Source organism: Pseudomonas sp. VI4.1, from assembly GCF_002029345.1.
Lineage (GTDB): Bacteria > Pseudomonadota > Gammaproteobacteria > Pseudomonadales > Pseudomonadaceae > Aquipseudomonas.
The window spans coordinates 21,763-38,447 of sequence record NZ_MULM01000177.1 but is presented as its reverse complement, the minus strand read 5'-3'; the positions used below and the strand labels follow the sequence as shown (position 1 = coordinate 38,447).

The following is a 16,685-nucleotide window of genomic DNA, read 5'->3' as shown; positions in this document are numbered from 1 at the left end:
ACTGCATAGCCCTAACGGACAGCGCCGCGCAACTCGCCTACCAACCCTTGGAGCCTGGCGGGCTCCGCCGCTTCTACCGTCACCGCAGGGCCTGCCACCAGGGTCACTCGCGACCATAAGCGACGAAACAGCCCCTTGTCCGGATCGCGACTGAAAAAACTGCCCCACAACCCCTGCAGTGCCAACGGAATCACCGGCACCGGGGTCTCTTCAAGAATCCGCGTCAGCCCGCCCTTGAATTCATTGATCTCGCCATCGGCGGTCAGTTTGCCCTCAGGGAAGATGCACACCAGCTCACCGTCCTTCAGATACCGGGCAATGCGCGTGAAGGCTTTTTCGTAAATCTGGATATCTTCCTGACGCCCCGCGATCGGAATCGTCCCGGCCGTGCGAAAGATGAAATTCAGCACCGGCAAGTTGTAGATCTTGTAGTACATCACAAAGCGAATCGGCCGACGCACCGCGCCACCGATCAGTAACGCATCGACGAAAGACACATGATTGCAGACCAGCAACGCCGCGCCCTCATCGGGAATCAGTTGCAGATTGCGATGCTCCACGCGGTACATGGAATGGCTGAGCAGCCAGATCATGAAGCGCATGCTGAACTCGGGGACAATCTTGAAGATGTAGGCGTTGACGCCGATGTTCAGCAGCGACACCACCAGGAACAGCTGCGGGATCGACAGCTTGACCAGGCTCAGCAAGACGATCGAGACAATCGCCGAGACCACCATGAACAGCGCATTGAGAATGTTGTTGGCCGCAATCACCCGCGCCCGCTCGTTCTCGGGAGTGCGCGACTGGATCAACGCGTACAGCGGCACTATATAGAAGCCGCCGAAGGTCCCCAGGCCGAGAATATCGATCAAGACCAGCCAGGTATGGCCAAACCCGAGGATCTCGACCCAGCCATGGCCGTCGACGCTGCCCGGAATCCCGCCGGAATGCCACCACAACAGCAACCCGAACACTGTCAGGCCGAACGAACCGAACGGCACCAGGCCGATTTCGACTTTGCGCCCGGACAGTTTCTCGCAGAGCATCGAGCCGAGTGCGATACCGACCGAGAACACCGTGAGAATCAGCGTTACCACGGTTTCGTCGCCGTGCATCCACTCCTTGGCGTAAGCCGGGATCTGTGTCAGATAAATCGCGCCGACAAACCAGAACCATGAGTTGCCGACAATCGAGCGCGATACGGCCGGGGTTTGGCCCAGACCCAGCTTCAGGGTGGCCCAGGATTGACTGAAGATGTTCCAGTTCAGGCGCATTTCCGGCGAGGCGGCCGCGGCACGAGGGATGCTGCGGCTGGCCAGGTAACCGATGACCGCAATGCCAATGATCGCCGTGGAGACGATGGGCGCGTAATCACTGGACGACATCATGACCCCGGCGCCGATGGTTCCGGCGAGGATCGCCAGGAACGTCCCCATTTCCACCAGGCCGTTACCGCCCACCAGCTCTTCTTCGTGCAGGGCCTGGGGCAGGATCGAGTATTTCACCGGGCCGAACAGTGCCGAGTGAGTGCCCATGGCAAACAGCGCCACCAGCATCAGCGACAGGTGATCGAACATGAAACCGACCGCGCCGACCGCCATGATCGCGATTTCGCCGAGCTTGATCAGACGGATCAGCGCGTCCTTGGCGAATTTTTCGCCGAACTGCCCGGCCAGCGCCGAGAACAGAAAGAACGGCAGGATGAACAGCAGCGCACACAGGTTGACCCAGATCGAGCGATCTCCGTCGATCGTCAGCTTGTACAGAATGGCGAGGATCAACGACTGCTTGAAGATGTTGTCGTTGAACGCACCCAGCGACTGCGTGATGAAAAACGGCAGGAAGCGCCGGGTGCGAAGCAAGGTGAACTGTGAGGGGTGACTCATCTTCCGTGTGTCCCTGATCGTGGGTAGAGAGTGGCGTGGATACGTTGATTGGAATGCCGAACGTCGATCCAGGCCACACATTACCTAATCCCGGGCGGTTATTTCTTTAATCCTGCGATACAAGGTGAGACAAACAGCTCCCCCCGCCACGCCCCCTGCACCGTCCGTTTGCCGACGATCAGCCACATCACCACCAGCAATGCCACCAGCACACAGCCGAAAATACTGAAAAAGCTCAGGTTCAACACGCTGGCCAGTTTCAAGGTAGTCAGGGCGTACACGCCCAGGGGGAAGGTAAAGCCCCACCAGCCGAGGTTGAACGGAATCCCGGCGCGCAGGTATCGCACGGTGATCAGCAGCGCGATCAGCATCCACCACAGGCCAAACCCCCACAGCGTAATCCCGGCCACCAGCCCCAGCCCGGCGGCGATTTCACCGACCCCGGGCAAACCGTTGGCCGCGAAGATCGCCGGCGCGTCGGCACCCAGCAGCAACATGCCCAGCGCCCCGGTACCGATCGGGCCGAGTGCCAGCCAGCTCGAGGCTGCCATGTTTTCGTGGGGCAGTTTATGCAGGGCCATGCGCAACAGCAGGATGGTCAGGATGCTGAATGCCACCGGCAGGGAAAAGGCCCAAAGCACGTAGCTGGTGACCAACACCACTATCTGCGAATGGGCATCTGCCAGGTGCGGCGCCAACAGGCCGCCACTGGCGGCGGCGACTTCGGCGGCCACCACCGGCAACAGCCACACGGCCGTCATCTGATCGATGCTGTGCTCCTGCCGGGTGAACATCAGGTAGGGGATCAGCACGCCACAGGCCAGGGACATGACCACGTCCAGCCACCACAGCATTTCGGCGAGCGGTATCACGCCATTACCCCAGCGCGGCAGACCGAACACCAGAAAACCATTGATGATGGTCGCCAGGCCCATGGGGATGGTGCCAAAGAACATCGACACGGTCGAATGACCGAAAATCCGCCGCGCCTCATCGAAAAACAGCACCCAACGTGCCGTGTAGATAGCCGCGAACAAAACAAACAGGACGATATTGAACAGCCAGAGTGCTTCGGCGATCCCGCGAACGCCGGGACCCGCACCCGGCCACTGCGCCAGCGCCAATGCCAGCACACCGGTGCCCATGGTGGCGGCGAACCAGTTCGGGGTGAACTGGCGGATCACTTCGCGCGGGTGCTGCAAATGACTGAAAGGTTTAAAACCGGATGTGGCGGTGTTGGGGCATGTCATGGCGAACTCCTGTCCTCTTGTTGAGGTGGAATTCATGGTAGAACCGAATCGAATATCTATATAACGGGTAATATCTCTAACTGTTATCTATTTTATGAATATTATATTCATCCGACATCGGCGTGACAGGCTTTGACAGGCCGCTGCAGCTTCAATCCCAGCAGCGCCCCCAGCGACAGAACGATCAACACCGCACCATAACCATCGGTGGTTGGCACCAGGCCAAAGGTTTGTGTCAGGTTCCCGGCCAGCAACGACGGCAAGCAGAACGCCAGATAACTGAGCACGTAATACGCCGACATCAACCCGGCCCGCTCATGGGGCAGCGCCAGTGGCACCAGACTGCGCACCGCCCCCAGGAAACCGGCGCCGAACCCGCAACCGGCGACCAGGGTGCCGAGGAAAAACAATGCCAGGCTGGCGCTGTGCACCCCCAGCAAAATCAACACAAGCCCCACTGGCAGCAAGGTGCCTCCCAATAGCAGCGCGATTGCGGCGGGACGATTGCGCAGGGTGAAGATCATCAACGCACCGGTCACCGTCAATGCCGCCACCGGTCGCGCCGCCAATCAGGTTCGAGGTCGACCCCGTGGCGGTACGCACCAGCGAGGGTGCCAGCGATGCGAAAAAAACCGCCGAGCGCCCAGGTGGCGGTGTTGAGCGGCAATACTCGCCACAAGGTAGACCGTGCCTGGACCGGCACATGCAGGGTCGGGCGCAGCGACGCCCAGGCACCCGCTTGCGAACTGACGGTTTCGGGCAGGCGCCAGACGTACAATGCCTGCATCACAAACAGCGCGAGCAGTACCCAATAGGTCAACTGCAATGGCAGCGGCGCGAATTCGGCCAACAAGCCGCAGCCGATGGCCCCGAGCGCCATGCCCAGTAACGGCGCGACACTATTGACCAACGGCCCTTGTTGACGATCGGTATCCAGCAGCGCCGCACTCAGCACGGCGGTGGCCATTCCCGTTGCAAACCCCTGAAGCACCCGCGCACCGATCAACCACGCCACGCTGTCGGCATTGATAAACAGCAACATCGCCAGGACATTAAGCAATACAGCGGTGAAGATCACCGGTTTGCGCCCCAGATAATCGGAAAGCGAACCGACCGTCAGCAGCGCCACCAGCAAGCTGATGGCGTACACCCCGAAAATAACGGTCAGGGTCGCTGCCGAGAACCGCAGGTGTTCCTGATACAAGTGATACAACGGCGTCGGAGCAGTGGAAGCCGCGAGAAAACTGAGTAAGGTAACCGCCAGAAACCACAGGCTGGAACGCTGGGACTCAGAACGGTTCGTCGTTGAATAGAACATTGCACACTCCGCAAAAGCTAATTTATTGCTTTTCGGAGTGTGCTACTGGTGAACGCTTAAAGCAAATTCTTTGTGTTAAGGTCCGATGCATGGCTATTAAAGAAGGTTACGCCCGGGAGGCCGTAGCGCCCGGGTGCAAGAGTCGATTCATTCGGCCGTCCGTGAGCTGCTCCAGGAGCAGGAGCGCTCAACCCTGACCGTCCCGCAAATCGCCGCCCGTGCGGGGGTCACGCCGTCGACCATTTACCGGCGCTGGGGTGACTTGTCGGCGCTGCTGGCCGACGTGGCCCTCGCGCGCATGCGTCCCGACAGTGAGCCGGCCAACACTGGCAGCTTGCGCGGTGACGTGCTGGCCTGGGCGGAGCAGTATCTGGACGAGATGAGCTCCGAACCCGGGCGCAACATGCTGCGCGACGTGCAAAGCAGCACCCTGCCGATTTATTGCACGACCATCATTGGCGGGCAGTTGCAGACGATTCTGGACCGGTACCCCGATCAGCTGAAGCCCAGTGTCGATCGATTGATCAACCTGGTGGCGGCGCCTACGGTGTTCCGTATCCTGTTTTCAGAGGCGCCGCTGGAGGTTGGGGAGTTGCATCGGTTGGTTGAGATTGCCCTGAATCAGTGACACCGCCTTCGCGAGCTTGCTCGCGAAGAGGCCCGCATAGGCACTGAAGATCCTGCGGACTGCCACCCTGCGACACCCCGCCACGTCACGACCTTGGTCGACACTGACTAACGCCGGCGCTCGTGCGAGACTGTCTGACCGGGCGGGAGTCCCGGGTGTCTTTTGTCTGGAGTTCCCATGTCGCTGTCCAGCGGGCTGATCGCCACCGTCGCCCTGGCCTATATGGCCATCCTGTTCGCCATCGCCTTCTACGGTGACCGGCGCAGTGCGCCCTTGCCACCGCGCGTGCGTGCCTGGGTGTACAGCCTGTCGCTGGCGGTCTACTGCACCAGCTGGACCTTCTTCGGCGCCGTGGGCCAGGCCGCCGAACAACTCTGGTCATTCCTGCCGATCTACCTCGGGCCGATCCTGCTGCTGGTCTGCGCGCCGTGGGTCCTGCAGAAAATGGTGATGATCAGCAAGCAGGAGAACATCACCTCCATTGCCGACTTCATCGCCGCGCGCTATGGCAAGTCCCAGGCGCTGGCGGTGGTGGTGGCGCTGATCTGCCTGGTCGGTGTGCTGCCCTATATCGCGTTGCAGCTCAAAGGCATCGTGCTCGGGGTGAACCTGTTGATCGGCGCGGGCGCGGACGCCACGGGCACTCGCGCCCAGGATACGGCGCTGGTCGTATCGCTGGTGCTGGCGCTGTTTACCATCGTCTTCGGCACCCGCAACCTCGACGCCACGGAACACCACCGCGGCATGGTGCTGGCGATCGCGTTCGAATCCCTGGTCAAGCTGTTTGCGTTTCTCGCGGTCGGCGCGTTCGTGACCTACGGCCTCTACGACGGTCCCGGCGACCTGTTCGATCAGGCCATGCTCGCCCCGCGCCTGGAAGAATACTGGAAGGAAACCATCAACTGGCCATCGATGGTGGTCCAGACCGGCGTGGCGATGATGGCGATCATCTGCCTGCCACGACAGTTCCATGTGACCGTGGTCGAAAACATCGAGCCTCAAGATCTGCGAGTGGCCAAATGGGTGTTCCCGGCTTATCTGGCGCTGGCGGCGTTGTTTGTGGTCCCGATCGCCCTCGCCGGTCAGATGCTCCTGCCCAGCTCGGTCCTGCCGGACTCTTTCGTCATCAGCCTGCCCTTGGCGCAGGCTCACCCGGCCCTGGCATTGCTGGCGTTTATCGGGGGTGCCTCGGCGGCGACCGGCATGGTGATCGTCGCCAGCGTGGCCCTGTCGACCATGGTCTCCAACGACATGCTGCTGCCGTGGTTGCTGCGACGCAACAACGCCGAGCGGCCGTTCGAAGTGTTCCGCCAGTGGATGCTCTCGGTGCGCCGGGTCACCATCGTGGTGATCTTGCTGCTGGCCTACGTCAGCTATCGCCTGCTGGGCTCGACCGCGAGCCTGGCAACCATCGGCCAGATCGCCTTCGCCGCCGTGACCCAACTGGCCCCGGCCATGCTCGGCGCGCTGTACTGGAAACAGGCCAACCGTCGAGGTGTATTCGCCGGTCTCGCCACCGGGACGTTCCTCTGGTTCTACACCCTGATTCTGCCGATTGCCGCCTCCAGCCTGGGGTTGTCCTTGAGCAGTTTCCCGGGTTTGACCTGGCTGCACAGCAACCCGCTGCACCTGCCGATCACCCCCCTGACCCAAGGTGTGGTGCTGTCCCTGGCGGGCAACTTCACCCTGTTTGCCTGGGTGTCGGTGCTGTCGCGCACCCGGGTGTCGGAACACTGGCAGGCCGGTCGCTTCATCGGTCAGGAAATCAGCGCCCGTCCCAGCTCCCGCTCCATGCTGGCGGTACAGATCAATGATTTGCTGCAATTGGCGGCACGTTTCGTCGGTGAAGAGCGGGCCCGTCAGAGTTTCATCCGTTTTGCCTACCGCCAGGGCAAAGGCTACAACCCGAACCAGAACGCCGACGGCGAATGGATCGCCCACACCGAGCGCCTGCTGGCCGGTGTGCTCGGCGCTTCGTCCACTCGCGCAGTAGTAAAGGCGGCCATCGAAGGTCGGGAAATGCAACTCGAAGATGTCGTCCGGATCGCCGACGAAGCCTCGGAAGTGCTGCAATTCAACCGCGCGTTGCTGCAAGGCGCGATCGAGAACATCACCCAGGGCATCAGCGTGGTCGACCAGTCACTCAGGCTGGTGGCGTGGAACCGGCGCTACCTGGAGTTGTTCAATTATCCGGACGGCCTGATCAGCGTCGGGCGCCCGATTGCCGACATCATTCGCTACAACGCCGAACGTGGCCTGTGCGGGCCCGGCGAAGGGGAGGTGCATGTCGCCCGCCGCCTGCACTGGATGCGCCAAGGCCGCGCGCATACTTCGGAAAGATTGTTCCCCAATGGACGGGTGATCGAGCTGATCGGCAACCCGATGCCGGGCGGCGGTTTCGTCATGAGTTTCACCGACATCACCGCGTTTCGCGAGGCCGAACAGGCGCTGACCGAAGCCAACGAAGGCCTGGAGCGACGGGTCACCGAACGGACCCACGAACTGTCGCAACTCAACGTGGCCCTGACCGAAGCCAAGGGCACCGCCGAGTCGGCCAACCAGTCGAAAACCCGGTTCCTGGCAGCGGTCAGCCATGACTTGATGCAACCGCTGAACGCGGCACGATTGTTTTCTGCAGCCCTTAGTCACCAGGACGACGGCTTGTCCGGGGAGGCGCAGAAACTGGTGCATCACCTGGACACCTCTCTGCGCTCGGCCGAAGACCTGATCAGCGACCTGCTGGACATATCCCGCCTGGAAAACGGCAAGATCAACTCGGATCCCAAGCCGTTCGTGCTCAATGAGTTGTTCGACGTCCTCAGTGCCGAGTTCCAGGCGCTGGCCCGGGACCAGGGGCTGAAATTCCGGGTCAGGGGCAGCACGTTGCGGGTCGACAGCGACAGCAAACTGTTGCGGCGGATCTTGCAGAACTTCCTGACCAACGCTTTCCGCTACGGCAAAGGGCCGGTGTTGTTGGGGGTCAGGCGGCGCAAGGGCGAATTGTGCCTGGAGGTCTGGGACCGTGGCCCGGGGATTCCGGAAGACAAGCAGCAGGTGATTTTCGAAGAATTCAAACGCCTCGACAGCCACCAGACCCGTGCCGAGAAAGGCCTGGGGCTGGGCCTGGCGATTGCTGACGGCTTGTGTCGAGTCTTGGGCCACACCTTGCAGGTTCGCTCTTGGCCAGGTCGCGGCAGTGTGTTCAGCGTCACCGTGCCGTTGGCCCGGGCGCAAACCGCGATACCGGCCAAAGTCGTCGAACTCAACGGCAAACCGCTGAGCGGCGCGCAGGTACTGTGCATCGATAACGAAGACAGCATCCTGATCGGCATGAACAGCTTGCTGACACGCTGGGGATGCCAGGTCTGGACCGCACGCAACCGCGATGAGTGCGCGGCGTTGCTCAACGACGGGATGCGTCCGCAACTGGCACTGGTGGATTACCACCTGGACCATGGCGAGACCGGGACCGATCTGATGGCTTGGCTGCGCACCCGATTGGGCGAACCGGTGCCGGGCGTGGTGATCAGTGCCGACGGGCGACCCGAGATGGTGGCGCAGGTGCATGCGGCCGGGCTGGATTACCTGGCCAAACCGGTGAAGCCGGCGGCGTTGCGGGCGTTGTTGAGTCGGTATTTGCCGTTGTAGCGTGATATTTGGGGGCGGTGTAGCCCCCGAAAAGATCGCAGCCTGCGGCTTCCTGCAATCTTGCAGTCGGCGCGATCCCTTGTAGGAGCCGGCTTGCCAGCGAAGAGGCCATCACCTGCGACATCAATGGCGCCTGACACGTCGCCTTCGCCAGCAAGCCGGCTCCTATAACCGCGTGCAAACCCGATCCCGCAGGCTGCGATCTTTTGATCTTTACTCCGGCAACTCCGCCAAGCCATCCACATCCGTCATCGCCCGCTCCAGCAAATCTGCCGGCAGGCTCTTGCTCGCCCGCGCGCCCAGCAACTTGAGCTGCTCACTGCGACTGACCAGGTTGCCTCGTCCCTCCGTGAGCTTGTTGCGCGCGGAGCTGTAGGCCTTGTCCAGTTGCTGCAAGCGATTGCCGACTTCATCCAGATCCTGAATGAACAATACGAACTTGTCGTACAGCCACCCGGCTCGCTCGGCGATTTCCCTGGCGTTCTGGCTTTGGCGCTCTTGTTTCCACAGGCTGTCGATGACCCGCAAAGTCGCCAGCAGCGTTGTCGGGCTGACGATCACGATATTGCGGTCGAACGCCTCCTGAAACAGCGTCGGCTCGGCCTGCAGCGCGGCGGAAAACGCCGCTTCGATCGGCACGAAGAGCAAGACGAAATCCAGGCTGTGCAAACCGTCGAGCCGCTTATAGTCCTTGCCGGACAGGCCTTTGACATGATTGCGCAGCGACAGCACGTGTTGCTTGATGGCGATCTGGCCGATGGCATCGTCTTCGGCCGCCACGTATTGCTGATAGGCCGTGAGGCTGACTTTGGAGTCGACCACCACCTGCTTGTCGCCCGGCAGATAAATGATCACGTCCGGCTGGAATCGCTCACCGTCCGGGCCCTTGAGATTGACCTGGGTCTGGTATTCGCGCCCCTTCTCCAGGCCCGCATGCTCCAGCACCCGCTCCAGAATCAACTCGCCCCAGTTGCCCTGGGTTTTCTGCCCTTTCAAGGCCCGGGTCAGGTTGGTTGCTTCATCGCTCAGGCGCAGGTTCAACGCCTGCAACCGCTCCAGTTCCTTGGCCAGGGAGAAACGCTCACGGGCTTCGGCCTGATAACTCTCCTCGACGCGTTTTTCGAAGGACTGGATGCGTTCCTTCAACGGGTCCAGCAACTGCCCCAGACGCTGCTGACTGGTTTCGGCAAAACGCTGCTCACGCTCGTCGAAGATTTTGCCGGCCAGCTCCGCAAACTGCGCACGCAGCTCGTCTCGCGAGCCTTGCAGGTCACTGAGACGCTGCTGGTGGCTTTCCTGCTGCTCACGTAGCTCGGCGTTGAGCGAGGCGGTCTGGGCGTCCAGACGACGCAACTCGGCTTCTTTGCCGGCGCGCTCCAGATTCCAGGCGTGGGCGGCATTGCGGGCGTCGTCACGCTCGATCTGCAGCAGTTCCACTTCACGGCGCACGGCGGCGAGGTCCGCTTGCCGGGCGGTGTTGGCCTGGCCCAGATCGGCGATTTCATCGCGGCAGGCTTCGAGTTGGGCGTTCAGTCCATCCTGGGCCAGATGGGCCGTGGTCAGGCGCTCTTCCAGCAGGGCCACCTGCGACTGCATCGCGCTCGCCCGGCGCTGTAATTGCCAGGCCAATACCAGTAACGGCAGCGCAGCACCCGCCAGACCGAGCAATGCGCTGGTCAAGTCCATAGCCATAGCCACTCCTGCCCTTTCGATAAAACTTGAAGGTTAACCAAGGCGTCAGGTCTTGGACAGCTCAGTCTTCGATCAGACCCAATTCCTGCAGGGCACGTCGATCCCCGGCCCGCGCAGCCTGGCGCAGCAGGTCCTGACCGATTCGGCGATCCCGGGCATTGCCGCACTCGCGGCACATCAACTGACCGAGACGACTTTGCGCGGCGACGACGCCTTCACGGGCCGGTTGCTTGAGCAAACGTCCGGCGATGTGTTTGACGTTGGTGTTTTCACCCAGGCGCGGGCTGTCGAGCAACCACTCGGCCACACGCATCGAGAAACGCTTAGGCGGGGTAACACTGGCGGATGTGGAAGTGACTGAGATTGATACTGAGCGAAACTTCATAAAGCACTGTGGGACAGATCGGAAGGCGCGCCACTCTACTCTTTTTTTCTTACAGGTAAAGCCTAAAAAAACCCGGCACGCCCGTCCTAGAGCAAGCGCTCGGGACAATCCACAGAAGCTGTGGATAACTCAGTGGACAACCGCCTTTGAACTCTCGCAAAGCCCTATGGAATGGGGCCCGCAGTCAAACTGACGATTTTTTCACCAGTAAAAAAAAGCGATGTTTTTCATTGACTTAAATTTTGGTTACAGGCACCCACCCGGGTTGAAGGCAAGATGACAGCGAGGTGACAGCCCGCGCAACTGATGTGCACAAGTACCTTTCAGGCGGTTATATCGGGGCGTTTTTTCGGAGCATTTTCGTGTCAGGCCTGGGGATAAACCCCGGCAAACCCTTGATGCAGCCCGGTAAAAACTCGATAAACATCGGCGACCGATTGTCGGAATCTGTGCTATCACAAGGCGAGATCGCCGGTCTTGAGCTTCTCTCGACGCCCGCCCCGTGAAGCAAAAAAAGCGCTGCCAGGCATCTTTTTTGCCAGGGCCCTTCCCTTTGTCAAACCAATCCGTTACTATCCGCGGCGTTAGTACCAAGCTGAAAGTCAATTCTGGTCGAACACTCCCCCCGGTCAGCCTTCCCCAAGGAAGCTTCCACCGAACAAGCGGGATCGACCACCTCGATGGTTTCCAGGTAATCCTTGCGTCAACACTGCCTTTGATCGAAAGCAAAGGGTGTTGCGAAGTTCACTTACTCTGACCGAACCAACCTGCAAATTGATCAGGATCTTCACCCCGGGCCCAGAACCTTTGCCCTTGATGTGTTGCCTGCCCTCCTAAGTACCTACCTGCCAGCCCAAGCGCGCCAATTATCAGCGCTTCAAACTGGCTGCTTTGTTCCAGTCGGGTTCTTCGATCGACCAATGGTGGTCGTCGTCACTGGAACGTTTTAATTTTGCACGGCTCTTATCCGTGTCGCTTGTAGGAACACCCAATGACTATGTCTACTCAAATCCACACCCAGGATGCTATCCGCACCCTGACCAACGCTTTTGCACCAATGAACTGCCTGATCATGGCCGCTCGCAAAGGCTGCTTCAGCTTTACCCTGGTCAACGAACACGGCATCGCCCGTCACAGCGAACGCCTGTACCCCGATCAATACTCCAGCGCCGAGCCGCTGCAGGCCGTGATCGAGCGTACCCGTCAGGCACTGGTTGCCTGATACGCCAGCAAGACTGAAAACCGTAAAAGCCCTGCTCAAAAAGCGGGGCTTTTTATTGCCCGATATTTCCCAGTTAGTCGCCGCGGCCTAAGTACCAACCGATATAACGGTTATAACTCGAAGCCGGAAATATTTTAAAAACAGTCCTTTACGGCGCGAATATGACACTACACTTCAACTCAAGCGGCTTGTTCCGCTTCCGGCGAGCCTGAGCCGATCCACTGCTGCCAAGGCCCCTTCAGGACTCGCCGACTACTTCACGTTTCGAGGGTGATATGGGTATCGCTGCCAGCGAACTGTGCCGTTATGTGATCCGTCCGACCCTGATTTACCTCGGACGCCATAGCGCAACTGCCGAATCCCTGCTGCTGGGCATTGCCGCCAGCCAGTCTGCCCTTGGTTCCGCCCTGCATGACCGCCGTGGACACGGCCTGTATCGAATTGCCGAGCCCCGCCACCAGGCGCTCTGGGACCACTACCTGGCACTGGACCCGGATCGCGCCAGCCTGGTTCGCGGGCTGGCAAGCCAACATGCATTCCTCAGCAGCCCGAATCTCGAATTGACCGTCAACCTGCGTTACGCCACTGCCATCGCCTGGCTGCTGGTAGAAGAACAGAATACCCCGCTCCCCGAAGCAGCAGATGACCTGATGGGAATGGCCCGCATCTGGCGCCAGACCTTTCAGCCCCAAGGACGTCTGCGTGACTTCACTTTCGCCTGGCAGACCTGTGTCTCACCGCTGAATCAGGTCGCTTGCTGATCCTCATTTTCGCAAAATCCTGCAACTTGTCGCGAATCTGGTCGGATTGTCCTACAAAACCGCTCTAAATCAGGGGTTACAGGCTATAGCGCCCGGACGAAATTCTTGGTAATTTTCGCCCCGGTGATCACCAGGAGTTCTAATAATGAAAAAAGTAATGCTCAAAACCACCATTAGCCTCGCCGTTACCTTGGCATCCGCCCAAATCTTTGCAAGTGGCTTCGCCCTCAACGAACAAAGCATCAGCGGGATGGGTACAGGTTTTGCCGGGCGATCTTCTGCTGCCGACGACGCATCCACCATTTTTGGCAACCCTGCCGGCATGTCTCGCCTCAAACGCGAACAAGTGACCGGCGGTGTCGCATTTATCGATGCACACACTGACATCAGCGATGCCAGCTCCCGTCCGAATGGTGGCACCAACAAAGGTGACATGGTCCCTTTCATGGGCGTGCCCATGGGCTACTACGTAAAGCCAATCGATGACCAGTGGGCATTCGGCATCGGCGTGTACGCTCCATTCGGCCTGGTGACCGATTACGAGAACGGCTTTGCCGGCCGTTACTTCGGCAGCAAGAGCGAAGTCAAGATCGTCACTATCCAGCCAACCGTCAGCTACGCCTTCAACGACAAGGTTTCCATCGGTTTCGGCCCGACCATCAACCGCATCGACGGCAAGCTGGAATCGAACCTGTCGCTGAACCCGCTGGCACCGGACGGCGAAGTCAAGATCAAGGGTGACGACACGGCACTGGGCTACAACGTCGGTATCCTGGTGCAAGCCACCGACAGCACCAGCGTCGGCCTGACCTACCACTCGAAAGTGAAGTACAAGCTGGAGGGTGATACCAAGGTCAACTACGGCCTCCTTGGCGCCCTGGGTCAGAACCCGAACCAGAAGTTCGACGCTTCGCTGGACATCACTACGCCTGAATCGGTCGACTTCTCGGTCACCCACAAACTGGACTCCCAGTGGACCCTCTACGCAGGCAGCACCTGGACTCGCTGGAGTCGCCTGAAAGAAATCACCGTCGAGAACGAAGGCGTTCCTGCCGCTCTGTCCGCACGCGGCTTCGGCACCATCACCGAAGAGCAGAACTGGCACGACACCTGGGCTCACGCTATTGGCGCGTCCTACCAGTTGAACAAGCAATGGGTACTGCGGACCGGTCTGTCCGTTGACCAGGCGCCGACCAACAACGAAAACCGCTCCCCACGCATCCCGACTGGCGATCGCACAATCTTCAGCCTCGGTGCTGGCTGGAGCCCGACCGACGACCTGACCATCGATGTGGCGTATTCGTACCTGCGTGAAGAGTCGGTCAAGGTCAACGACAACAACGGCCGCCAGGCCTACGACGCCAAGTATGAAAACTATGCGAACGGTTTCGGTGTCGGTGCGACCTACCGCTTCTGATGATTCACGGCGAACCTGATCGCCTCGCCGCCTGAATTGAAAAAGCCCCGCGCTCTTGCACAGAGGCGGGGCTTTTTATCGGACGGCGATCGCCCCCCACCCCTGTGGGTGCTGGCTTTGATACAAAGGGATCGACGGCGCGTAAAGAAATAATAAATTTTCGCCCCACAGTCAGCCGTGCAATACATGTAGATATTGGATCTGGGGTAGCATCCGGCACCTGAATCGGCTTCTCGCAGAAAAGAGCCTCTTGCTCCCGGGTTCGCGCCCAGCATGCAGGGTTGTGTTCTGGAATACGCCTGAATTTACCGTGCCTGTGAGCTACGGTTGTACCTATTCTGAGAAGCGGCCCTCGATGCGCGTAAGCTCTCGCCCGTGCCTCCCGACCTTGCTGGCGACCTTTAAATGAAATCATTGCTTCATCCAGCAAGGGCTGTCGCTCTGGTTTTTCTGGCCGCAATACTCGTCGGCAGCGCCCTTCTGATGCTCCCGATATCCCACGCCGAAGGTAGTGCTACGCCCTGGGTGACTGCATTTTTTACAGCGGTATCGGCCGTATGCGTTACCGGGCTGGTAGTGGTGGACACCGGTACTTACTGGTCAACCTTTGGTCAGTCGGTGATTCTGCTGCTGTTCCAGCTAGGCGGCTTCGGCATGATGACTGTGGCGACCTTGCTGGGCTTGATGGTCAATAGCTCCTTTCGTCTGCGCACCAAAATGATCGCCCAGTTCGAGTCACGCTCATTGAGGTTGGGCGACATTGCCAGCGTGGCCAAACTCGTGCTTGTGGTGACATTTGCCCTGGAGCTCATTATTGCCCTGTCGCTCACCCTCCGATTACACCTGGCCTATGACCTGCCATGGGCTGAAGCGGCGTGGAGCGGTCTGTTTCATGCCGTATCGGCATTCAATAACGCGGGCTTCTCGATCCATCCGGACAGCCTGATGCGCTATGCCACAGATGCATTTATCTTGCTACCGGTCATGACCGCGATTGTTATCGGTGGTATCGGCTTTCCCGTCCTGCATGACTTGCGTAGCAGATTCAACGATCCCCGCCATTGGTCACTGCATACCAAACTCACTCTGATTGGCACGACAATACTGCTGCTGGGCGGTTTTTTCACTTTGCTGGTGTTTGAGTGGTCTAACTCGGCAACACTCGGCCCCATGCCGTTTGCCGATAAAGCTCTCTCGGCGGCATTTGCTTCTGTTTCTGCACGTACAGCCGGGTTTAACTCGATTGATATTGGCGCGCTGACCCAAGAGAGTTGGGCAATACACTACTTCCTGATGTTTGTGGGGGGCGGTAGCGCGGGAACCGCTGGCGGTGTCAAAGTCGGTACCGCCGCCATCCTGGCCATACTGATCATTGCTGAAATTCGAGGCCACAGTGACAGCGAGGCATTTGGCCGGAGAGTCGGCGCCTCCGCGCAACGCCAAGCCATCACGGTGCTCATGCTTGGCAGCACCATGATTGTGCTGGGGACGCTGTTCATCTTGCGCGAAACTGATTTCCCCACCGACCAGGTCATATTCGAAGTCATCTCTGCGTTTGGCACGGTCGGCCTGTCCACCGGAATCACCGGCAATCTACCTGAGGCGAGCCAATTGATGCTGACTCTGCTGATGTATGTCGGGCGGGTCGGGACCATCACGCTTGCGGCGTCACTGGCCCTGGGCGAGCACCGCATGCCCTATCGCTATCCAGAGGAGCATCCAATTGTTGGCTAAATTTCTGTTTACGGAGCAGTTTTCTTTTTCCAAAGGCGATAGCGTTGTGGTGATCGGCCTCGGTCGCTTCGGCAGGTCTGTGGCCCAATCGTTGATGCGGCTAGGCCATGACGTCATGGGCATCGACAGGGATGCTGAGCCTGTCCATGACTGGGCTGATCTCTTGACTCACACCGTCCAGGCCGACTCCACCAACGTCATGGTCTTGCGCCAACTGGGCGTTGCCGACTTTACCCATGCCATCGTGGGGATCGGTACCGACCTGGCGGCCAGCCTGATGACCATCATGGCGCTGACCGAACTGGGCATCCAGGATATCTGGGTCAAAGCATTGACCGCCGAACATGGACATCTTGCTCAGCGTATTGGCGCCCATCACGTTGTCTACCCGGAGGCGGATATGGGGGAACGTGTCGCGCACCTCATTACCGGACGGATGATTGATTTCATCGAGTTTGATGACGGCTTTGCAATCGCCAAAATTCACGCCCCGTTGTCGACTCAAAACAACACACTTGCCGACGCCAATATTCGTGAAAAATATGGCGTAACGGTCGTAGGACTCAAGCGCGCCAACGAAGACTTCCAGCATGCCACACCTGGCACCCTGATCCTGCCGGACGATCTACTCATCGTCTCTGGCTCGACTCATCTGATTCAGAAATTTGCGAGCCGCTCAAAATGATCAGAGGGCATCCAGCATTAACGGTGACTGATACACCGCTTTCGCTGGCAAGCCAGCTC

The 16,685-nt window shown here is 59.6% G+C and carries 11 protein-coding genes and 1 pseudogene; 7 read left to right on the top strand and 5 right to left on the bottom strand.

Annotation, left to right across the window (positions count from 1 at the left end; genetic code table 11):
* Positions 1–11: 11 nt before the first annotated feature.
* The 3 genes and pseudogenes from BZ163_RS26360 to BZ163_RS26350 all read right to left on the bottom strand — a co-directional run bounded on the left by BZ163_RS26360 (position 12) and on the right by BZ163_RS26350 (position 4,454).
* Positions 12–1,886, bottom strand: coding sequence for an MFS transporter (locus BZ163_RS26360; protein ID WP_128873327.1), 1,875 nt, complete (start codon positions 1,884–1,886; stop codon positions 12–14).
* A 98-nt stretch (positions 1,887–1,984) separates the two neighbouring features.
* Positions 1,985–3,136, bottom strand: a complete 1,152-nt coding sequence (locus BZ163_RS26355) for a TDT family transporter (RefSeq protein WP_128873326.1) — start codon at positions 3,134–3,136, stop codon at positions 1,985–1,987.
* 107 nt (positions 3,137–3,243) lie between these two features.
* Positions 3,244–4,454, bottom strand: a pseudogene (locus BZ163_RS26350) (MFS transporter).
* A gap of 133 nt (positions 4,455–4,587) precedes the next feature.
* On the opposite strand from BZ163_RS26350, the gene BZ163_RS26345 reads away from it, so the two are divergent.
* Positions 4,588–5,082, top strand: a complete 495-nt coding sequence (locus BZ163_RS26345; RefSeq protein WP_128873325.1) for a TetR/AcrR family transcriptional regulator — start codon at positions 4,588–4,590, stop codon at positions 5,080–5,082.
* A gap of 177 nt (positions 5,083–5,259) precedes the next feature.
* Positions 5,260–8,730, top strand: coding sequence for a PAS domain-containing hybrid sensor histidine kinase/response regulator (locus tag BZ163_RS26340; RefSeq protein ID WP_128873324.1), 3,471 nt, complete (start codon positions 5,260–5,262; stop codon positions 8,728–8,730).
* 213 nt (positions 8,731–8,943) lie between these two features.
* On the opposite strand, the gene rmuC is transcribed toward BZ163_RS26340, so the two are convergent.
* A complete protein-coding gene (rmuC, locus tag BZ163_RS26335; RefSeq protein WP_168187413.1) occupies positions 8,944–10,308 on the bottom strand; it encodes a DNA recombination protein RmuC in 1,365 nt (454 codons plus the stop codon).
* A gap of 175 nt (positions 10,309–10,483) precedes the next feature.
* Complete coding sequence (locus tag BZ163_RS26330) at positions 10,484–10,807, bottom strand: sel1 repeat family protein (RefSeq protein WP_128873322.1); 324 nt, start codon at positions 10,805–10,807, stop codon at positions 10,484–10,486.
* 997 nt (positions 10,808–11,804) lie between these two features.
* On the opposite strand from BZ163_RS26330, the gene BZ163_RS26320 reads away from it, so the two are divergent.
* The 5 genes from BZ163_RS26320 to BZ163_RS26300 all read left to right on the top strand — a co-directional run bounded on the left by BZ163_RS26320 (position 11,805) and on the right by BZ163_RS26300 (position 16,626).
* Positions 11,805–12,029 (top strand): hypothetical protein, encoded by a 225-nt coding sequence (locus tag BZ163_RS26320; protein WP_007898912.1) that lies wholly within the window; start codon positions 11,805–11,807, stop codon positions 12,027–12,029.
* A 275-nt stretch (positions 12,030–12,304) separates the two neighbouring features.
* Entirely contained in the window at positions 12,305–12,790 is a 486-nt protein-coding gene (locus BZ163_RS26315; protein ID WP_128873321.1) for a hypothetical protein, read from the top strand.
* A gap of 145 nt (positions 12,791–12,935) precedes the next feature.
* Positions 12,936–14,207 carry an OmpP1/FadL family transporter gene (locus BZ163_RS26310; protein ID WP_128873320.1) on the top strand — a complete coding sequence of 424 codons (1,272 nt, stop codon included), beginning with the start codon at positions 12,936–12,938 and terminating at the stop codon, positions 14,205–14,207.
* Between the two features lie 405 nt (positions 14,208–14,612).
* Positions 14,613–15,941 carry a TrkH family potassium uptake protein gene (locus BZ163_RS26305; RefSeq protein ID WP_128873319.1) on the top strand — a complete coding sequence of 443 codons (1,329 nt, stop codon included), beginning with the start codon at positions 14,613–14,615 and terminating at the stop codon, positions 15,939–15,941.
* Positions 15,931–16,626 carry a TrkA family potassium uptake protein gene (locus tag BZ163_RS26300; protein WP_218190530.1) on the top strand — a complete coding sequence of 232 codons (696 nt, stop codon included), beginning with the start codon at positions 15,931–15,933 and terminating at the stop codon, positions 16,624–16,626. Before BZ163_RS26305 ends, BZ163_RS26300 begins: the two co-directional genes overlap by 11 nt.
* Positions 16,627–16,685 lie beyond the last annotated feature (59 nt).